Raw genomic sequence first — 19,858 nt, 5'->3', positions numbered from 1 at the left:
CCTCGGTGACGAAGAGGTCGTGCGTGTTACGCGTCCATGAACTGCCGGGTCACGCGGGGTGCGGTTTCCTACCCTGCCCACGGCACGAGAACCGGCCGCGGCGGCCATCCGGCTGACCTGGCGGGGGAGCCGAGTCGGGCGTTCGGGATGGTCTCCGCGGCCGGGGCCGGTCGTGCCGGGACTCAGACCGCCTCCGCGGTCTCCGGCATCTCGATGGCGAGACGTTCGGTGAAGCGGACGACTTCGGAGACGTCCCCGAAGTCCCGTACGGCGGTGTCGACGGTCTTGCGCAGGCGGGTGTTCACCCGCTCGGAGCGGACCTTCTTGGCGATGTCGAGGGCCTGCCCGGCGAGGACCGTGCACTGCTCGGGCTCGCGTTGCAGCAGGTGGACGGTGGCCTTGCCGATGAGGTTCAGGGCGTAGGAGCGCTGGTGCTCGGCGTCCGCCCCGAAGAGTTCCACGGCACGGTCCATGACGGGCTCGGCGAGCGAGGCGTACGTGGGGCTGCGGCCCGCCACATAGGCCAGGTCGCGGTACGAGTGGGCGTTCTCGCCGTTCAGCTCGGCCTCGGAGAAGAAGCGGATCCAGTCCGGCTCGGGCTCGTCGAACTCCTCCGCGTCGGCGAAGGTGTCCTCGGCCATCCGCACGGCCCGCTTGCACTTGCCGGGCTGGCCCATGTTGGCGTAGGCGCGGGCCTCCATCGCATACAGCATCGCCTGGGTGCGCGGGCCGGCGCAGTCCCGGCTGCCGTACTGCGCGAGGTGGATCAGTTCGAGCGCGTCGTCCGGCCGGCCCAGGTGGATCATCTGGCGGCTCATGCTGGAGAGGATGTACGACCCGAGGGGCTTCTCGCCCGCTTCTTTCGCGGCGTGCAGGGCCAGGACGAAGTACTTCTGGGCGGTCGGCTGCAGGCCCACGTCGTAGCTCATCCAGCCCGCCAGCTCGGCCAGCTCGCCCGCGACCTTGAACAGGCGCTTGGCGGTGGCCGCGGACTGGGGCTCCTGCAACAGGTCCGTCACCTCGTGCAGCTGGCCCACGACGGCCTTGCGCCGGAGCCCTCCCCCGCACTGGGCGTCCCACTGGCGGAACATCACCGTGGTGGACTCCAGCAGGTCCAGCTCGGGCTTGGACAGGCGCGCGGGGCGGCGCTGCGCGGCGGGCTCGGGCTCCTCGCGGGGCGCCGGCGGCGAGGGCACGAGCCAGCGCTGCATGGGCTCGATGAGGGCGGGTCCCGCGGAGAGGGCGAGGGAGGTGCCGAGGAAGCCCCGGCGGGCCAGCATGAGGTCGCTGCGCGAGAACTCGCTGATGAGCGCGACGGTCTGCGGCCCGGTCCAGGGCAGGTCGACCCCGGAGGAGGCGGGGGTGCGGTGCGCGGCGCGCAGCCCCAGGTCCTCGACGGCGACGACGCAGCCGAACCGCTCGGAGAACAACTCGGAGAGGATGCGCGGGATCGGCTCGCGGGGATTCTCGCCGTCCAGCCAGCGGCGCACCCGGGAGGTGTCCGTGGAGATGTGGTGGGCGCCCAACTGCCGCGCCCTGCGGTTCACTTGGCGCGCCAGCTCGCCCTTGGACCAGCCGCTGCGCGCGAACCAGGACGTGAGCATCTCATTGGGGCGCTTCTCAGCGTTCGTACCGCTTCCGCCACTGCCGCCCACTGGAACGCCCCCATCCTTGAAGACACCGCGCGCAATCCGCGCTGCGCACTGTCCAAGCCCTAACAGAATGCCGCCTGTCTCGGCCGTCCGTCCGGAGAATGTCACCCGTCGAACAGGAAACCGACTTGCCTCCGGCATACCCGCGGGTGCTCGAAATCCGAGGGACGTGTACCCAAAGTAATCCTACGATCACTGCTCCGGCGAGGGCGATCGCGGAAACGCCACCATTCGCCACCCCTTCGAATGAACTCCCGTCCCACTGCGCGCGATTGACTTGACACCGGACGACGGAAAGTGGCGGAAAGGAGTGCGCCGGGGCGCATGTAGCCGGGCGCACCACCCCTGAGACCACCAAGCGCCGTCTCAAGAGCAGAGGGTCACGTTCCGATTCCCTCACGTAACCGCGGCACGCTCGACCCGTTGGAGGGGGCATGGGCTTCACGATCGGCGGCACCCGGGGGACCGACAGGCTCCGGACCGGTTCAAAGCGGCGCGGCCGCCCCTCGGACTGCACGGCGGTGGCGGAGTACACGGGGCTGTGGGGCTGGGCCGCGGTGCCCGGTGCCCGCGCCCTGGACGGCGCCTGCTCGTGCGGCACCCCGGACTGCGCCGCCCCCGGTGCGCACCCCTTGGGCTTCGCCCCGGAGGTCCCGGCCGGGGCCACGCTCGACGAAGTGGCGGACGCCTGGGCCGAGTTCCCCGGCGCCGCCGTGCTGCTGCCGGTGGGGCGGGCCTTCGACGTGATCGAGGTGGCGGAGACGGCGGGGCGGCGGGCGCTGGTCCGGCTGGAGCGGATGGGCCTGCCGCTGGGGCCGGTGACGGTCACGCCCGAGGGCCGGGCGCAGTTCTTCGTCGCCCCGGGCGCCGCCGCCGAACTCCCCCGGCTGCTCTACCGCATGGGCTGGGACGACGCCGACCTCGACCTGCACGGCCTCGGTCCGGGGGAGCACATCACGGCGCCCCCGTCCGACCGCGGCGGTCTCGGCCCCGTCCGCTGGCTGCGCTCCCCCGCGCTCGACACGGCGACGGTCCCGCCGCAGGCCCGGCTCCTGCTCGGCACGCTGGCGTACGTGGCGCACCGCTCCCCGGCGTAGACGCCGGAAGGGCCCCCTCGCGCCTGCGCCGTGCGAGGAGGCCCTGCTGTTCTTGCGTACGCCCCTGAGGGGCGCGAGTACTGCGCGACCGGCCACGACGCGCCCGCGGCGCATCCACGGGCGGGCCGCGGCCGACGCGCCTGACGTCCCGCCGGCTTAGTCGCCGATCAGCGCGTCCACGAACGCCTCCGGCTCGAACGGCGCCAGGTCGTCCGCGCCCTCGCCGAGGCCGATGAGCTTGACCGGCACGCCCAGTTCGCGCTGGACGGCGACGACGATGCCGCCCTTGGCGGTGCCGTCGAGCTTGGTCAGGACGATGCCCGTGATGTCCACGACCTCGGCGAAGACCCGCGCCTGCACCAGGCCGTTCTGCCCGGTCGTGGCGTCCAGGACCAGCAGCACCTCGTCCAGCGGGGCGTGCTTCTCCACGACGCGCTTGACCTTGCCCAGCTCGTCCATCAGGCCGGTCTTGGTGTGCAGGCGGCCGGCCGTGTCGATGAGGACGACGTCCGCGCCCTCGGCGATGCCTTCCTTGACGGCGTCGAAGGCGATCGACGCGGGGTCGCCGCCCTCGGGGCCGCGGACCGTGCGGGCGCCGACGCGCTCGCCCCAGGTCTGCAGCTGGTCGGCGGCGGCCGCGCGGAAGGTGTCGGCGGCGCCGAGGACGACGGAGCGGCCGTCGGCGACCAGGACGCGCGCGAGCTTGCCGGTGGTGGTGGTCTTGCCGGTGCCGTTCACCCCGACGACCATCACGATGCCGGGCGTCTCCAGGCCCGACTCGGTCCGCACGGTCCGGTCGAAGTCCGTGCCGGCGCCCGTGCCCAGCAGCGCGATCAGCTCTTCGCGCAGCAGCGTGCGCAGCTCGTCCGGAGTGCGGGTGCCGAGCACGCGCACGCGCTCGCGCAGCCGCTCGACCAGCTCCTGGGTGGGTGCGACGCCGACGTCCGCCGTCAGCAGGGTGTCCTCGATCTCCTCCCAGGTGTCCTCGTCGAGGTGCTCGCGGGACAGCAGCGTGAGCAGCCCCTTGCCGAGCGCGTTCTGCGAGCGGGAGAGCCGGGCGCGCAGCCGGATCAGGCGGCCGGCGGTGGGCTCGGGGGTCTCGATCCGCGGGGCGGCCGGTTCCTCCACGACGACCGGGGCCGTCGCCGAGGGCTCGACGAGCGGGAGTTCCACCTCCTCGATCGTGCGGCGCGGTTCGTCGCGCGGCGTCTCGGCCTCGTCGCCGACCTTCGGTTCGGCGGGAGGGGCGGTGATGGTGGGCGCGGAGGACGGGGCCTGCGAGGGCAGCTGCTTCTTCTTGCGGCTGCCGATCACGAGCCCGCCGAGCGCGCCGATCACGACCACGGCGATGACTACAGCAAGGATGACGATTTCCATAACCCACCCAGTATCCGCCATGGCCCTCCCGGGGGCCCAGATTGTGTCTTCCTCCAAAGAACATATGCCCCTAGAAGCCACTACTCGGATTAAAGTACGATGGATGTCCCCGCATCAACGCGCGTAGAGTCCATCGCGATTACCCCCACCGACGGATCGCGACGTTGCGAGCCGAGCGAGAGGCACGGACCCACCCCCATGAGCAGCACCACCGCCGAACCCGAAGGCGCCCTCGAAACACGCGGCCTCGAACCCGTCCCGGACGCCGAGCGCACGGGCCGCACCCGCGAGCTGTTCCCCACCTGGGTGGCGGCCAACATCAGCGTCCTGCTGCTCACCATGGGCGCGGGCCTGGTGGTCTCCAACGGCCTGAACTTCTGGCAGGTCCTGGTCGTCGCGCTCGTCTCCCCCCTGCTGAGCTACGGCATGGTCGGCCTGATCTCCATCTCGGGCAAGCGCGGCGGCTCGCCGGGCATGACGCTCTCGCGCGCGGTCTTCGGCCAGCGCGGCAACCTCTTCCCCGGCGCGCTGATCTGGGTCGCCCGCTGGGGCTGGGAGACGATCAACGCGGTCACGGGCGCCTACGCGATCATCACGGTCCTGGACATCTGCTTCGGCGTTCAGTCGAGCACCTGGCTGACCGTCGTCACGCTGGTCGGCTTCGTCTCCTGCACGTTCCTGATCAGCGGCCTCGGCCGCAAGATCCTGCACATCTGCAGCACGTGGTCGACGTACGCCTTCGGGGCGTTCAGCGTGCTGGTGCTGATCTACCTCCTGGCCGAGACCGACTGGTCGGCCGTCTTCGACAAGCCCGCGGGCTCCACCGCGATGATGGTCGCGGGCGTCGGCACCATCGCCGCCGGCGGCATCAGCTGGGTTCCCACCGGCCCCGACTTCACCCGCTACCTCCCGCGCAACGCCTCGAACAGGCCGCTGGTCGGCCACGCGGTCGGCGGCGCCGCCATCGTGGTCGTCCCGATGGTCCTGATGGGCGCCGTCATGGCGGTCTCCGCGCCGAAGCTCTCCACCGCGCAGGACCCGGTCTCCTTCCTCGGCTCGCTGCTGCCGACGTGGATCGCGGTGCCGTACCTGATCATGGCCCTGGTCGGCATGCTGCTGATCAACTCCATGTCGATGTACTCCGCGGGCTTCACCGCGATGACCCTCGGCATCAAGGTCCCGCGCGCGTGGGCGGTCAGCGTGAACGCCGTCATCAGCCTGGTCTTCGGCTACATCCTGATGAACGTGGCCACCAGCTTCATGGGCTCGTTCATCTCCTTCCTCACCCTGCTCGCCGTCGCCTTCTCCGCCTGGATCGGCGTCTTCGGCGTCGACATGCTGCGCCGCACGACGTACGACGGCCGGGCCCTGATGGACACCGGGCGCACGAGCGCCTACTGGTACAAGGCGGGCTTCGCCTGGCAGGCCATGACCGCGTGGGCGCTCGCCCTGATCGCGGGCCTGCTCTTCACGAAGGTCGACTGGTTCAGCGGTCCGCTCGCCACGTCCTGGATCGGCCGCCACGGCCTCGGCTGGCTGGCCACGATCCTCGTCGCGGCCGTGCTGTACGCGCTGCTGCCCAAGACCCCGCCGGTCGAGAAGGACGCGGCCGGCAAGGGCGAGACGGAGCTGGTCTCCGCCTGAGGCCCGGCGCCCCGCGGCCGCCCGATCCCCGCCAAGTTCCGCGCGGGGCGGGGCGAGTCCCGTACGAGGCTATCCATCTGACATCACGTCAGCTAACGTCCCCCTTCGCCGCCCACGCACGGTGAAGGGGGACGTTCCCATGCCCACCACAGTCGTACGGTTCAACCTCGTCGATCCCGCGCCGACGCCCGCCTCGCTCAGCGAGCGTTACCAGGCGGCGCTGGAGATGGCCGCGTACGCGGACGACCGGGGTATCGCCACCATCCAGACCGAGGAGCATCACGGCGCCGGGAACAACTGGCTGCCCTCCCCCTTCGTCTTCGCCGGCGCGGTCCTCGGGGCGACGCGGCGGATCGCGGTGACGGTCTCCGCGATCATCGGCCCGCTGCACGATCCGCTGCGGCTGGCGGAGGACGTCGCCGTCCTCGATCTGCTCAGCGGCGGCCGGCTGGTCACCGTGGCGGGGATCGGCTACCGGCCCGAGGAGTACGAGCGGGCCGGCGTCGACTTCAGGCACCGGGGGCGGCTCCAGGACGAACTGCTCGACACGCTGCTCAAGGCCTGGACGGGCGAGCCGTTCACCTTCCGCGACCGCACGGTGCGCGTCACCCCGCGCCCCTTCACCCAGCCCCATCCGCTGCTGCTGGTCGGCGGCTCATCGAAGGCGGCGGCCCGGCGCGCGGCCCGCCTCGGTCTGCCGTTCTTCCCGAGCGCGCACCTGCCCGACCTGGAGGCGTACTACCACGAGCAGCTGGCGGAGCACGGCACCGAGGGCTGGACGATGATGCCCGCCGCGAAGACCCCGCTGCTGCACATCGCCGACGACCCCGACCGCACCTGGGCCGAACAGGGCGAGCACTTCCTCCACGAGGCCCGCACCTACGCCTCCTGGCAGTCCAAGGACATCCGCTCGGCGGTGAGGTCGGCGGCGACCACGGTGGCCGAGCTGCGCGCGGAGGGCGTCTACCGCGTCCTGACGCCCGAGGAGTGCGTGGCGTACGCGCAGGAGGACGCGGCGAGCCTCGTCCTGCATCCGCTCGTCGGCGGGATGCCGGTGGACGAGGGGTGGCGCAGTCTGCACCACTTCTGCGAAAACGTACTGCCCCGGCTGAAGGACAAGTGAGCACGAGTCCGTCGGCCGGGGCAGCTTCCTGATGAGGAGGGGGCAGCGGGGTTTAGCCCATCTCCTCCAGGGCCTTGCCCTTCGTCTCCTTGACGAACTTCATGACGAAGGGGATCGAGATCGCGGCGAACGCGCCGTAGATGATGTACGAGCCGCTCAGCGACCACTCGGACATGCTCGGGAAGGTCTTGGTGATCGCGAAGTTGGCGAGCCACTGCGCGGAGGCGGCCACACCGAGCGCGGCGGCGCGGATCCGGTTGGGGAAGATCTCGCCGAGCAGCACCCAGACGACCACACCCCAGGACAGGGCGAAGAAGAGCACGAAGGCGTTGGCGGCGATGATCGCGGTCAGGCCCTGCGCGTTGGGCAGCGAGACGTCGTCACCGGAGCCGGTCCGGTAGGAGAACGCCCAGGCCATGGTGAACAGCGCCGCGGCCATGCCCGCCGAGCCGATGATCGCCAGCGGCTTGCGGCCGATGCGGTCGACGAAGATCATCGCGATGACCGTGCCGACGATGTTCACGATCGAGGTCTCGAACGAGTACAGGAACGAGCTGGAGGGGTCCTTGCCGATCGACTGCCACAGCTGGTTCGAGTAGTAGAAGATCACGTTGATGCCGACGAGCTGCTGGAAGACCGAGAGGCCGATGCCGATCCAGACGATCGGCAGGAAGCCGACCTTGCCGAGCAGGTCCTTGAAGGACGGCTTGTGCTCGCGGTGCAGGCCGTGCTCGATCTCCGCGACGCGGGCGTCCAGGTCGATGGCGTGGCCCTCGACCTCGCCGAGCACCTTCTTCGCCTCGGTCTGGCGGTTGGCCGAGACCAGGAAGCGCGGCGACTCGGGGATGATGAAGGACAGCAGGCCGTACAGGACGGCGGGGATCACCATGACGCCGAGCATCCACTGCCAGGCCTCCAGGCCCATCAGCTTGCCGCGCTGGTCGCCGTCGGCCATGTTCAGGATGCCCCAGTTGACCAGCTGGGAGACGGCGATGCCGATGACGATGGCGGCCTGCTGGAACGAGGCGAGCCGGCCGCGGTAGGCGGGGGGCGCGACCTCGGCGATGTAGGCCGGGCCGATCACCGAGGCCATGCCGATGCCGATGCCGCCGATCAGGCGCCACATGGTCAGGTCCCAGGCCGCGAAGGGCAGGGCGGAGCCGATGGCGCTGGCCGCGAAGAGCAGGGCCGCGATCTGCATGCACCGGATGCGGCCGATGCGGTCGGCGACCCGGCCGGCGACGGCGGCACCGACGGCACAGCCGAGCAGCGCGGTGGCGATGATCCAGCCGAGCGTGTTGGCGTCGACGTCGAAACGGTGCTGGATGGCGACGGTCGCGCCGTTGATCACCGAACTGTCGTAGCCGAACAGGAAGCCACCCATCGCGGCCGCCGCCGTAATGAAGATGACATGGCCGAGATGGTCCGGATGGGCCTCTCTGGCTCCGGACCCTGGCGCCTGCGATGTGCTGGTCACATGTACTCCTCGGGCCACCGGCTGCACTGCCGGGGGTGGGGGCGAGCTCTTCAAGTGGCGCACAACTTCACGCCGCCCACCACCTGAAGGTAAAAGCAACGTTGCAGAGACTATGCCTTCAAGTTTCGAAGTCAATAGTTGTTGAGCTGTGAATTTTCAGGCACCGTGAGGCTGCTCATGTTCAAGTCTTGAAGGCAGTTCCTCGTTGACGGCAGGGCGGAGCGAGCCGGCGGCGGCTAGCGGAGCCGCTGGCTGATCACCTTGGAGACGCCGTCGCCCTGCATCGAGACGCCGTAGAGCGCGTCCGCGACCTCCATCGTGCGCTTCTGGTGCGTGATCACGATGAGCTGCGAGGCCTCCTGGAGCTCCTGCATGATCCGGATCAGCCGCTGGAGGTTCGTGTCGTCCAGCGCCGCCTCGACCTCGTCCATGACGTAGAACGGGCTGGGCCGCGCCTTGAAGATCGCGACGAGCAGCGCCACGGCCGTCAGCGACCGCTCCCCGCCCGAGAGCAGCGAGAGCCGCTTGACCTTCTTGCCCGGCGGCCGGGCCTCGACGTCCACGCCTGTCGCGAGCATGTTGTCCGGGTCGGTCAGCACGAGCCGTCCCTCGCCGCCGGGGAACAGCCGCGAGAAGACGCCCTCGAACTCCCGGGCCGTGTCCCGGTAGGCCTCGGTGAAGACCTGCTCGACGCGCTCGTCGACCTCCTTCACCACTTGGAGGAGGTCGGCCCTCGTCTTCTTCAGGTCCTCCAGCTGCTCGCTGAGGAACTTGTGGCGTTCCTCCAGCGCCGCGAACTCCTCCAGGGCCAGCGGGTTCACCTTCCCGAGCTGCTGATACGCCCGTTCGGCTGACCTGAGCCGCTTCTCCTGCTCGGCGCGGTCGAACGGCACCGGCCTGTTGCGCGGGTGCTCCGGATCCTGCGGCAGCTCCTCCCCCTCGGCGGGGGGCGAGGGCGGCACGAGCTGGTCGGGGCCGTACTCGGCCACGAGCCCCGCCGGTTCCACACCGAGTTCCTCCAGTGCCTTGGCCTCCAGCTGCTCGATCCGCAGCCGCTTCTCGGCACCGAGTACCTCGCCGCGGTGGACTGAATCCGTCAGTTTGTCGAGTTCCGCCTTCAGCTCGCGTCCCCGGCCCCGCTCGGCGGCCAGCTCCCGCTCCCGCACATCCTTGGCCCGCTCGGCCGCGGCGCGCTCCTCGTCGGCGCGTACGAGGGAGACCTCGACGTGGGCGAGGAGCTGGCGCCCTGCGGAGGCGACGGCTTCGGCGACGGCGGCCTCATGGCGCAGCCGTGCCGTGCGCTGCTCGGCACGCGCGCGTGCCTCGCGCTCGGCGCGGGCGGCCCGGTCCAGGGAGTCGGCCCGCCCGGCGAGCCCCTTCACCCGCTCCTCGTGCGTACGCGCCTGCAGCCTGGCCTCCATCTCGGTCTGGCGGGCGTTGGCCCCGTCGGCGGCGAGCCGGTCGCGCACGGAGGTGTCGGGCTCCTCCTCCCCACCCTCGGTGGAGGCGGCCGCCTCCTCGGCCACCGCGAGGCGCTCCGCGAGTTCCTCGGCCTCCTCGACCGCGCGCTCCAGCGCCTCCTGGGCCCTGGCCGCCGCGGCGGCGGACCGCTCGGCCTCGCCCGAGGCGCCCCGCGCCTGCCCCGCGAGCCGCCCCAACTGCTGGGCGACGGACGACTTCTCCCGGTCGGCGGCCCGGCGCCGCTCCCCCAACTCCTCCACGAGGGCGGCGCATGTCGCCCGCCGCTCCGCGGCCCGGCTCTGCTCCGCCGCCAGTTCCTCGCACCGCACGGCCAGTTCGGCCAGCTCCGCCGCGGCCTCGTCCACGGAGGCCCGCACCTCCAGCAGGCTGGGCGCCCCGGCGGAGCCGCCCTGCGCGAAGTGCGCGCCGAGCAGGTCGCCCTCGGCGGTGACGGCGGTCAGCTCCGGGTGGACGTAGACGAGGTCCTCTGCGTCCTCCAGCGTGTTGACGGCCACGATGCCGCGCAGCAGCCGCCGCACGGCCGGCATCAGCTCCTCGGGTCCCCGCACGAGATCCGCGACGTACGGCGGACCGCCGGCGCGCCGCTGTCGTGCCTCGTCCGGGGCGCCGGCCAGCAGCAGCCCCGCCCGTCCCGCGTCCTGCTTGCGCAGCAGCCGGATGGCGTCGGCCGCGGCGCCCGGTCCGCTCACCGCGAGGGCGTCGGCGCCGGCGCCGAGCGCGGCGGCGACCTGCACCTCGTATCCGGGGGCGACGCTGAGGAGTTCGGCGGCGGGGCCGAGGAGCCCCGTCAGCTGGTCCTTGGCGGCGAGCAGCGCGCCGGTGCCGTCCTTGCGCCGCAGTCCGAGGGCGAGCGCCTCGCGGCGGGCGGCGACCGCGGCCCGCTCGCGCTCGGCGGCGGTCGCCTCCTCCCGTGCCGCGGTGAGCGCGGCCTCGGCCTCGGCGAGGTCCCGCTTGGCCGCGTCGTGCCGCGCGCCCAGCTCGGCGTCGTCCGCGTCGAGCCCGTCCACCTCGGCCTTGAGCTGCTCGTACTCCTCCTGGGCGCCGACCGCGCGCTCGGCGGCCTCGTCCCTGGCCACGGCCAGCCGGTCGATCTCCGCCTGGGCGGAGGCGGCGCGCGAACGGGCCGCGTTGACCTGGCCGCCGAGGCGGGCGAGGCCCTCGCGCCGGTCGGCGATGGCCCGGGCCACGTCCTTGAGCCGCCGCTCCTCGACCGCCAACTGCCGCTCCAGCTCGGCGCGGTGGGCGACCGTGTCGTCCAGGGCCCGCTCGGCGGCCTCCAAGGCGGCGGTGAGCTCGGCCTCCTGTTCCCGGATCCGCGCGGCCTCGCGCTCCATGTCCTCGGGGTCGCGTCCGCGCCGCTCCTCGGGGGGCGCGGCGGTGGCGCTCCTGACCCGGGCGTCGGCCAGCGAGACGGTGCCGCGCACCCGTTCGGCGAGCTGCGAGAGTTCGTACCAGGTCTGCTGGGCCCGCTGGAGGCGCGGGGTGAGGCGCCGCACCTCTTCCTCCAGCTGTGCCTCGCGCTGGAGGGCGGCCTTGAGCAGGGACTCGGCGCGTTCCTTGCGTTCCTTGAGGGCGGCCTCGTCGGCGATCTCGGCGTTCAGCGCCTCGCGCAGCCGCATAAGGTCGTCGGCGAGCAGCCGCAGCCGGGCGTCGCGCAGATCGGCCTGGATGACCGCGGCCCGGCGGGCCACGGCGGCCTGCCGGCCGAGCGGTTTGAGCTGGCGGCGCAGCTCGTCGGTCAGGTCCTGGACGCGGGCGAGGTTGGCGCGCATCGCGTCCAGCTTGCGCAGGGCCTTCTCCTTGCGCTTGCGGTGCTTGAGGACGCCCGCGGCCTCCTCGATGAAGGCGCGGCGCCCCATGGGGTCGGCGTGCAACACGCCGTCGAGCTGGCCCTGGCCGACGATGACGTGCATCTCGCGGCCGATGCCGGAGTCGGAGAGCAGTTCCTGGATGTCGAGGAGGCGGCAGGTCTCGCCGTTGATCTGGTACTCGCTGCCGCCGTTGCGGAACATGATCCGCGTGATGGTGACCTCGGCGTACTCGATGGGCAGGGCGCCGTCGGAGTTGTCGATGGTGAGGGAGACCTCGGCGCGGCCGAGCGGGGGGCGCCCAGTGGTGCCGGCGAAGATGACGTCCTCCATCTTCCCGCCGCGCAGGGATTTGGCGCCCTGCTCCCCCATGACCCAGCTGAGCGCGTCCACGACATTGGACTTGCCGGAGCCGTTCGGTCCGACGACGCAGGTGATGCCCGGTTCGAACTTCAGCGTCGTGGCCGACGCGAAGGACTTGAATCCGCGCAGGGTCAGGGCCTTGAGATGCACGCCGTCGGACTCTACCTTTCACTGACCGTTTCACCGATGAGGGTGCAGGGCACATCAGACGGTAAAGGAAGCGCGTATGCGGGGGAAAAGAAAGAAGGGACGCCGAAGCGTCCCTTGCAGATCTGGAGACAGCAGCTGACAGGGCAGCCTGACCACGTGCTTGTCGCGCGGTACCTTCACAGGAAGGCGCCGATGCCACTGGATCGAGTGCGGTCAGGTGAGCGCAGGCTCCGCCTGGGGTACGTCGATGCTCTCCATGAGCGATTCGTGAGAAGCGGCAGCCGCGAGCGCGTCGTTCTCCTGCTGGATCCGAACGAGCTCGGATTCCAGGTCCTGGACGCGCTGCTGGAGCCGTCGCATCTCGGCGAGGAGTCGCGGGTCGCTGCCGCCGACGTAACCGAGAAGCGCCTTTGCCATGATGGATGGTCCTCCACAATGAGTGACCGACCGAAGCGGTGCGGTGTGGGTCGTGAGGGATTGGCACCCGCGGTGCTTGGCACTCGTTGTTCTGCTGGTCTTGCTGGCCGTTCTCACATGCCAAACAGTTAAGGTGCGCGGGGCTTCCAGAGTCTCACCAAAAAGTTTGACGGTCAACACGATCACACCCCGTATCGGCGGGCGGCCCGGGGGCGCGCGGCCCGGGATCAGGCGGCGCTGCTTCTCCTGCGGGGCCCTGGGGGCGTGGAGATCATCGTTATCCGCGGAGCCTGCCACGCCCTGCCGTTCTTGGCAACCACCAGGTCTTTCCTGCCTCGGGCAGTTGCCCGGGACACCGGGACGGGGACCTCGCCGTACCCGTCCGGTGACGTCCGTCCGGGTCAGGGTCAGCGGATGGCGAAGCTGTCGTATATGCCGCGCGGTGTGTCCCAGATCTCGGTGACACCGTCGACCCGGCCGGGTGTGTCGCCCTCACGGAGCCAGTCGAGCAGTGCCTGGCAGCCGGCGCGGGGGCCTTCGGCGACCACTTGGACGCGGCCGTCCTCCAGATTGAGAGCAAAACCACTCAGGCCGCCGATCTCCAGGGCCTTGGCCCGGGTGAACCAGCGGAAACCCACAGCCTGTACGCGCCCTCGCACCCAGGCGGTGAGTCGCACTTCTTCATTCATGGGTGCACGCTAACCGGCCCATTGCCCTGAGAGCACTTCGGCCCCATAAGCCATCGCGTACAGTCGCGACTCGATGAACCTCACCCGAATGGGTGAGTCGCCTTGATCATAAACATTGATCATAAAGCTTGATCATAAAGATCGTCGCGAAAGAACGAAAGGCCAGGAGATGGGACGCCACCGACGCTCCGGCGCTGCGAGGGCCGCCGCCACCCCCGACCGCCGTCCGGCGACGGTGTCGCACCGCCGCAGGGGCGGGACCGGTGCCCCCCTGCGCACGGGCCTGCTCGGTGTCTCCGCCGCCGTCGCGATGGGCGCCGTCGCGGTCGCCACGGGCGTACTGCCCGGGACGGACGGCTACCGCCTCGGTGGCTCTGACGGTTCCGGCGAGGTGCGCTCGGCGAGCGCTCCCGCCGAGGTCACCGCCCAGGGCGGCTCGGGTGGTGGCGCCGAGCGCGGTGAGCCGTCGCCGAGCCGAAGCACCGACCGCTCCCGCAGTCCTGAGCCCGCGCCCTCGAAGGCCGCCCCGAAGCCGTCGCGGACTCCGTCCGAGAAGCCCGCGGGGAAGCCCTCGGCGAAGCCGTCGCAGAAGCCGTCGTCCCGAACCCCGAAGCCCGAGGACGCCAGGACGCCGACGGCGGCGCCCTCCCGCAAGCCCACCGAGCCGCCCGCCCGCAAGCCGCGGGTTCCCTCGCCGAGGGTGCCGTCGCCTTCCGGGGAGAGCGCCGCCGAGGCCGAGGTGCTCACGCTGGTCAACGTGGAGCGGGCCAAGGCCGGCTGCCGTCCGGTGACCGCCGACGGCCGTCTCGCCGCGCTGGCCGGCCGCTTCAGCGAGGACATGGCCGAGCGCGGCTTCTTCGACCACACCGACCCGGACGGCGCGACGCCGTGGGACCGCGCCGAGAAGGCGGGCATCACGAACCTGGGCGGCGAGAACATCGCCCGGGGCCAGGCCGACGCCCGCGCGGTGATGGCCGCCTGGATGGGCAGCCCCGGCCACCGCGCCAACATCCTGAACTGCGACTACAGGACCATGGGAGTCGGCGCCCACTTCGCGCCGGGCGGCCCGTGGTGGACGCAGGACTTCGGCTTCTGAGTCCTGCGCGGACGCCGTGAGGCACCGGCGCAGGGCACTAACCCGCGGTGAGCGCTGCGCGGGAGTAAGGTGCCCTCATGGACGCCACGGACCTGCCGTACGACGTGTTCTCCCGGCAGTGCACCTCCCGGAGCACGCTGGAGCACGTCACCGGACGCTGGGGCGCGCTCACCCTCGGCGCGCTGCACGACGGCACGTTCCGCTTCAACGAACTGCGCCGCCGTGTCGACGGGGTGAGCGAGAAGATGCTCTCCCAGACCCTGCACGCCCTGGAGCGCGACGGCCTGGTGCGGCGTGACGCCCAGCCGACCAACCCGCCGCGCGTGGACTACGAACTCACCGCGCTGGGGCGGGAGATCGCCGGGCGGCTGGTCGAGCTGATCCGGTGCGTGGAAGACCGCCAGGACGAGGTCCTCCAGGCGCGGGAGCGCTACGACGCCACGCGCGGCGGCCGCTGACAGCGCGGACAGAAGTAGCTGGACCGGTTCATCCAGGGGCGGCGGCGGATCGCGGTGCCGCAGCGGCGGCAGGGCCGGTCCTCGCGGCCGTAGGCGTCCAGCGACCGCTCGAAGTAGCCCGATTCGCCGTTCACGTTGACGTAGAGGCTGTCGAAGCTGGTGCCGCCGACGGCGAGGGCCGCGTTCATCACGTCCCGCACGTGGCCGAGGAGTTCGGCCGTGCGAGGGCGGGTGAGGGTGGCGGTGGGCCGCTCGTAGTGCAGGCGGGCGCGCCACAGCGCCTCGTCCGCGTAGATGTTGCCGACGCCGCTGATCAGCGACTGGTCGAGCAGCGCCCGCTTGATCGTCGTACGGCGGCGGCGCAGCGCGAGGTGGAAGGCGTCGTCGTCGAACGCGGCGTCGAGCGGGTCCCGCGCGATGTGCGCGATGACGTCGGGCAGGCCGTCGGCGGTGTTGTCGTGGAGGGAGAGCCCGCCGAAGGTCCGCTGGTCGACGAAGCGCAGCTCGGTGCTCTGGACGTCGTCGAAGCGGACCCGGATCCGCAGGTGCTTCTCGTCGGCGGCGTCGTGCGGCTGCACCAGGAGCTGGCCGCTCATGCCGAGGTGGGCGAGGACCGACTGCCCGGAGTCGGCGAGCGGCAGCCACAGATACTTGCCGCGCCGCCGGGCGAGCCCGATCCGGTGCCCCTTCAGGCGGGCCCCGAAGTCCTCCCCGCCCGCGAGGTGGCGCCGCACGGCGCGCGGGTGCAGCACCTGCACGTCGGCGACGACCCGGCCGCTGACCCAGCGCTCCAGGCCACGCCGGACGACTTCGACTTCGGGCAACTCGGGCATTGGTCTCCTCCAGCACGATGCCGGCCGCCCCACGAGGGGCGACCGGCATCAAAGGATAGGCGGCCGTCAGACCGAGGGGGTGTCGACGATCCCCTCGGGCCGCTCGGCAGCGACGGCCTCGGCCGCCTTCTTCCGCTCGTCCGCCGCGGCGCGAATCGCACGCCAGGCGGACTCCGCGGCCTGCTGCTCCGCTTCCTTCTTGCTGCGGCCGGTGCCGGTGCCGTACGAGACGCCTCCGACGCGGGCGGCAGCAGTAAAGGTCTTCTCGTGGTCGGGGCCGCTCTCCGTGACGAGGTACTCGGGCACGCCGAGGCCCTCCGTCGCGGTCAGCTCCTGGAGACTGGTCTTCCAGTCCAGGCCCGCGCCCAGGTTCGAGGACTTTTCGATCAGCGGGTCGAAGAGCCGGTGCACCAGCTCGCCCGCCGCGTCCAGACCCTGGTCCAGATAGACCGCGCCGATCACCGCTTCCAGGGTGTCGGCGAGGATGGATGCCTTGTCCCGGCCGCCCGTGCCCTCTTCGCCCCGGCCGAGCCGGATGAAGGAGCCGAGTTCGAGGCCGCGGCTGACCTCCGCCAGCGCACGCGAATTGACCACCGCGGCCCGCAACTTGGCCAGCTGGCCTTCGGGCAGATCGGGGTGGGTGCGGTACAGCGTGTCCGTGACGACGAGGCCGAGCACGGAGTCCCCGAGGAACTCCAGACGCTCGTTCGTCGGCAGGCCGCCGTTCTCGTACGCGTACGAACGGTGGGTCAGCGCACGCACCAGAAGGGCGGACTCGAGCTTGTACCCGAGCCGCCCTTCCAGAAGCGTGTGGGACGAGGCCGTTGTCTCCGCCAATTTCTTGGCGTCTTCCGCCTTCTTGGGGCTAGACACGGTGCCTCTCACCAGCCGCTCAGACCTCGAGGACCTGGCGCTTGTTGTAGGTGCCGCAGCTCGGGCACGCGATGTGCTGCTGCTTGGGCTCCTGGCAACGCTCACACGAAACCAGGGTGGGGACCGCAGCCTTCCACTGCGACCGGCGGTGGCGCGTGTTGCTGCGCGACATCTTCCGCTTCGGAACAGCCACGGCTACTTCTCCTGCTTCTCGTCGACGCCCGCTTCGCCGGCGCCGCTCATCTCGTCCTTCTCGCCGTCCTGGATGGTCCCGGCGAGTCCCTGCAGTGCCGCCCAACGAATGTCGACGGCGTCATGGTGGTGGTCCGGGTCGTCCGCGAGCCGCACTCCGCACTGGGAGCACAGGCCCGGGCAGTCTTCCTGGCACACCGGCTGCATCGGCAGTGCGAGCACCACCGCATCGCGCAGCACAGGCTCGAGGTCGAACAAGCCGTCCTCGAGGAAGAGCCTGTCCTCGTCTTCCTCGGCGTCGTCGGCCGGCTCCGCACTGCTGCGGCCCCGGTCGTCGGCGTCAGGGTACGAGAACATCTCCTGGAAGTCCGCGTCGAGCTCCAGCTCTAGCGGCTCCAGACACCTTACGCACTCCCCCTGCGCCGACGCACGGGCGGTGCCTGTGACAAGCACCCCGTCCATGACCGACTCAAGGCGGATCTCCAGCTGGACCGGCGCGCCCTGCGGCACTCCGACGACCCCTTCGATGCCGAAGGTGCCCGGCGGGCCGGGCGCCTCGATCTCACGGGTCAGCCGCTGCAGCGCACCGGGACGCCGGCCCAGCTCGTGTGTGTCGAACACGAGAGGGTTGCGGTGGTCAAGGCGAGCACTCAGGGCTTTTCCTGCTTTCGAATCCTGGAAGTTCATGAGGAGGGGCCGCCGCGTCCAGTGCCTCGGGACCGAGGCTTGGGCGGGCAGCCGAAGTCGCGGACGTATGCGCGACCGAAGAGCCAGGATACTTGACCTTTCGCCCACGGCCCAATCCGGGCCGGTGCGCTACTGGCGGCCCTGCTCGTACCGGCGCAGCTGCTCGGCGCTGATCATGGTCGTGTCGAAGAGGCTGGCCTCCTCCAACGCGGCGGGCTCCTCGTACGCGGGCTGCTCGTAGCCCTGCTGCGCGTATCCGTACTGGTGCTGCGGGTCCTCGTGCTGCCGCGGCTCCTGGTACTGCCGGGGGTCCTGGTGCTGGTAGCCGTAGGGGTCCTGCTGGCCGTACTGCTGCTGGTAGCCGTACGGGTCCTGGTGCGCGTCCTGGTGCTGGTAACCGTACGGGTCCGGCTCGGGCTGCTGGGCCTGCTGGGGCACGTACGGCTGCTGGGGCGGGAGCGGTGGGGCCTGCGGCGGCTGCTGGGGCGCCGGGGCCTGCCGGGGGGCCGGGGCGGCGGCCGGGCCCGCGAGGTCCGCGAGGTACTCCGCGTCGGTGGTGTGCCCCTGGGTGGTGTGGATGTCCCCGAGCGCGCTCAGCTCGTCGGCGGGCGCCCGGCCGTGCAGGGTCTGGCGGCCCCGGCCGACCGCCTCCAGGGTCTTGGCGAGGACCGCCTCGAAGGCGGCCAGCTTGGCGTCGACGTACGCGTCGGCGTCGCGGCGCAGGGTCTCGGGGTCGTGGCTGCGCTCGGGGGCGTCCTCGTCCTCGTAGCCGTGCTCGTCCAGGCCGGGACCGGTGCCGAGGAGCTTTTCGCGGCCGCGGCCCACCGAGCCGAGGGTCTTGGTGAGGACGACCTCGAAGTTGGCGAGCTTGCCGTCCACGTAGTCGTCGGCCTCGGCGCGGACCTCCTCGGCGGCCCGGCGGGCCTCGGCGAGGATGCGGTCGGCCTCGTCCTGGGAACGGCGGGCGACCTCGGTGTCGGAGATCAGGGAGCCGCGTTCGGCGTGCGCGCTCTCGATGATGCGCTCCGCCTCCTGGCGGGCCTGCTCTACCAGCTGCTCGCGGCCGCCGATGAGCTGCTCGGCCTGCGCGAGGGAGCCGGGCAGGGCCTGGCGCACCTCTTCGAGCATCGAGAGCAGATCGGCGCGGTTGACCACGCACGAGGCCGACATGGGCATGGACCGGGCGCTGCCGATCGCCCGGACGATCTCGTCGATCTTCTTCTGCACGTCCACCGTGTGCTCGCCACTCTCTACAGCTGGTTGGGAGACGGACGGGACGACTGTAAGGCCGATGGGCGCCCGCCCGACACCGGATGACGAGCCGTCAGGGAGTCACCTCTCGCCCAGGCGTTCGACCAGGGCCGCGTGGACCACCGGCGGCAGCAGGTGCGCGACGTCGCCGCCCCAGGCCGCGACCTCCTTGACCAGCGAGGAGGAGAGGAAGCTGTAGGTGGGGTTGGTCGGGACGAACAGGGTTTCGACACCCGAGAGGCCGTTGTTCATCTGGGCCATCTGGAGTTCGTAGTCGAAGTCGCTGACCGCGCGCAGGCCCTTCACGATGGCCGGGATGTCGCGCTGCTTGCAGAAGTCGACGAGGAGGCCGTGGAAGGACTCGACCTCGACGTTGCCGAAGTCGGCGGTGACCTGGCGGATCAGGTCGATCCGCTCCTCGATCTCGAACAGGCCCTTCTTCGACTGGTTGATCATCACCGCCACGTGCACCACGTCGTACAGCTTGGAGGCGCGGGCGATGATGTCGAGGTGTCCATTGGTGATGGGGTCGAAAGACCCCGGACATACGGCGCGGCGCAACGTGAGTCCCTCGCTCTCCGGTCCGGTCATGGCGCGATCACTGAGTCGTCGCACGTAGAGGCGGCGCGACCGTACCAAAACGTCCCTTCGCCGTAGCGACGGGACCTGAGGGACTCGAAACCCTCCGGCCAGCCGAATTCCCCGCCTCTTGTACTGCGTTCAACGGTGACGAGCGCGTCCGCCGTGAGCCACCCCTCCGAGCGGAGTGTGAGCAGGATCTCCCGAAGATCGTCGTCGGTGACGGCGTACGGCGGATCGAGGAAGACCAGGTCGTACGGGGTGGAGGGCGTCCCCTGCCGGACGATCTGGGCCGCTTTGCCCGCTCGGACCTCGGCGCCGGGCAGGCCGACCGCCCGCACGTTCTCCCTGATGGTGCGGGCCGCCCTGGCGTCGGCCTCGACGAGCAGGGTGTGCGCGGCGCCCCGGGAGAGCGCCTCCAGGCCCACGGCGCCGGAGCCCGCGTACAGGTCGAGCACGCGCGCTCCGTCGAGCGTGCCCTGGAGGGCCTGCCAGGTGGAGAAGAGGCCCTCGCGCGCGCGGTCGGACGTGGGGCGGGTGCCGTTCCCTGGCGGGACGGCGAGGCGGCGTCCGCCGGCCGCACCGGCGATCACGCGGGTCATCTGAGTCC

General features: G+C 71.2%; 18 protein-coding genes. 5 read left to right on the top strand and 13 right to left on the bottom strand.

The annotated features are described in order from the left end of the window. Nucleotides 1–182: 182 nt before the first annotated feature. The gene (gene nsdA / locus ACZ516_RS30125) at nucleotides 183–1,655 is read right to left on the bottom strand and encodes a transcriptional repressor NsdA (protein WP_469012692.1); all 1,473 of its coding nucleotides are present in this window, start codon (nucleotides 1,653–1,655) and stop codon (nucleotides 183–185) included. 431 nt (nucleotides 1,656–2,086) lie between these two features. Here nsdA and ACZ516_RS30120 point away from each other — a divergent pair, with 431 nt between their 5' ends. Beyond that, complete coding sequence (locus ACZ516_RS30120; RefSeq protein WP_358589199.1) at nucleotides 2,087–2,749, top strand: bifunctional DNA primase/polymerase; 663 nt, start codon at nucleotides 2,087–2,089, stop codon at nucleotides 2,747–2,749. 156 nt (nucleotides 2,750–2,905) lie between these two features. Here ACZ516_RS30120 and ftsY read toward each other — a convergent pair whose 3' ends face one another. After that, a complete protein-coding gene (ftsY, locus tag ACZ516_RS30115; protein WP_469012690.1) occupies nucleotides 2,906–4,126 on the bottom strand; it encodes a signal recognition particle-docking protein FtsY in 1,221 nt (406 codons plus the stop codon). 198 nt (nucleotides 4,127–4,324) lie between these two features. On the opposite strand from ftsY, the gene ACZ516_RS30110 reads away from it, so the two are divergent. After that, nucleotides 4,325–5,770, top strand: coding sequence for a purine-cytosine permease family protein (locus ACZ516_RS30110; protein WP_361083244.1), 1,446 nt, complete (start codon nucleotides 4,325–4,327; stop codon nucleotides 5,768–5,770). Between the two features lie 139 nt (nucleotides 5,771–5,909). Further along, entirely contained in the window at nucleotides 5,910–6,893 is a 984-nt protein-coding gene (locus ACZ516_RS30105; RefSeq protein ID WP_361083242.1) for an LLM class flavin-dependent oxidoreductase, read from the top strand. Nucleotides 6,894–6,945: 52 nt separating this feature from the next. Here the strand turns inward: ACZ516_RS30105 and ACZ516_RS30100 are convergent, their stop codons facing one another. The 4 genes from ACZ516_RS30100 to ACZ516_RS30085 form a co-directional block, all read right to left on the bottom strand. Beyond that, complete coding sequence (locus ACZ516_RS30100) at nucleotides 6,946–8,370, bottom strand: sugar porter family MFS transporter (protein ID WP_361083240.1); 1,425 nt, start codon at nucleotides 8,368–8,370, stop codon at nucleotides 6,946–6,948. Nucleotides 8,371–8,606: 236 nt separating this feature from the next. Next, nucleotides 8,607–12,173, bottom strand: a complete 3,567-nt coding sequence (smc, locus tag ACZ516_RS30095; RefSeq protein WP_469012688.1) for a chromosome segregation protein SMC — start codon at nucleotides 12,171–12,173, stop codon at nucleotides 8,607–8,609. 213 nt (nucleotides 12,174–12,386) lie between these two features. Further along, entirely contained in the window at nucleotides 12,387–12,590 is a 204-nt protein-coding gene (locus tag ACZ516_RS30090; RefSeq protein ID WP_030787543.1) for a hypothetical protein, read from the bottom strand. A gap of 407 nt (nucleotides 12,591–12,997) precedes the next feature. Next, nucleotides 12,998–13,279 (bottom strand): acylphosphatase, encoded by a 282-nt coding sequence (locus ACZ516_RS30085; RefSeq protein ID WP_358589777.1) that lies wholly within the window; start codon nucleotides 13,277–13,279, stop codon nucleotides 12,998–13,000. A gap of 169 nt (nucleotides 13,280–13,448) precedes the next feature. On the opposite strand from ACZ516_RS30085, the gene ACZ516_RS30080 reads away from it, so the two are divergent. Together ACZ516_RS30080 and ACZ516_RS30075 are read left to right on the top strand one after the other, a co-directional pair. After that, nucleotides 13,449–14,375: a CAP domain-containing protein gene (locus tag ACZ516_RS30080; protein ID WP_469012685.1), complete on the top strand. Its 927-nt coding sequence runs from the start codon at nucleotides 13,449–13,451 to the stop codon at nucleotides 14,373–14,375. A 77-nt stretch (nucleotides 14,376–14,452) separates the two neighbouring features. After that, nucleotides 14,453–14,833 (top strand): winged helix-turn-helix transcriptional regulator, encoded by a 381-nt coding sequence (locus tag ACZ516_RS30075; protein WP_469012683.1) that lies wholly within the window; start codon nucleotides 14,453–14,455, stop codon nucleotides 14,831–14,833. On the opposite strand, the gene mutM is transcribed toward ACZ516_RS30075, so the two are convergent. The 7 genes from mutM to rsmD all read right to left on the bottom strand — a co-directional run bounded on the left by mutM (nucleotide 14,806) and on the right by rsmD (nucleotide 19,850). Then, nucleotides 14,806–15,666, bottom strand: a complete 861-nt coding sequence (gene mutM, locus ACZ516_RS30070; RefSeq protein ID WP_358589783.1) for a bifunctional DNA-formamidopyrimidine glycosylase/DNA-(apurinic or apyrimidinic site) lyase — start codon at nucleotides 15,664–15,666, stop codon at nucleotides 14,806–14,808. The genes ACZ516_RS30075 and mutM overlap by 28 nt on opposite strands. A 66-nt stretch (nucleotides 15,667–15,732) precedes the next feature. Beyond that, nucleotides 15,733–16,551, bottom strand: coding sequence for a ribonuclease III (gene rnc / locus ACZ516_RS30065; protein ID WP_469012680.1), 819 nt, complete (start codon nucleotides 16,549–16,551; stop codon nucleotides 15,733–15,735). Nucleotides 16,552–16,558: 7 nt separating this feature from the next. Further along, complete coding sequence (gene rpmF / locus ACZ516_RS30060; protein ID WP_026165248.1) at nucleotides 16,559–16,732, bottom strand: 50S ribosomal protein L32; 174 nt, start codon at nucleotides 16,730–16,732, stop codon at nucleotides 16,559–16,561. Between the two features lie 2 nt (nucleotides 16,733–16,734). Beyond that, the gene (locus ACZ516_RS30055) at nucleotides 16,735–17,418 is read right to left on the bottom strand and encodes a YceD family protein (protein WP_358589787.1); all 684 of its coding nucleotides are present in this window, start codon (nucleotides 17,416–17,418) and stop codon (nucleotides 16,735–16,737) included. A gap of 129 nt (nucleotides 17,419–17,547) precedes the next feature. Further along, complete coding sequence (locus ACZ516_RS30050; RefSeq protein WP_469012679.1) at nucleotides 17,548–18,651, bottom strand: cell division initiation protein; 1,104 nt, start codon at nucleotides 18,649–18,651, stop codon at nucleotides 17,548–17,550. A 99-nt stretch (nucleotides 18,652–18,750) separates the two neighbouring features. Further along, on the bottom strand, nucleotides 18,751–19,230 hold the full coding sequence (gene coaD / locus ACZ516_RS30045) for a pantetheine-phosphate adenylyltransferase (RefSeq protein WP_358587932.1): 480 nt from the start codon (nucleotides 19,228–19,230) through the stop codon (nucleotides 18,751–18,753). Between the two features lie 26 nt (nucleotides 19,231–19,256). Next, nucleotides 19,257–19,850, bottom strand: a complete 594-nt coding sequence (gene rsmD / locus ACZ516_RS30040) for a 16S rRNA (guanine(966)-N(2))-methyltransferase RsmD (RefSeq protein WP_469012677.1) — start codon at nucleotides 19,848–19,850, stop codon at nucleotides 19,257–19,259. Nucleotides 19,851–19,858 lie beyond the last annotated feature (8 nt).

It is taken from the genome of Streptomyces sp. NPDC034037, assembly GCF_055575715.1.
The sequence above is the reverse complement of the archived record's forward strand: the minus strand, read 5'-3'. Positions and strand labels throughout refer to the sequence as shown.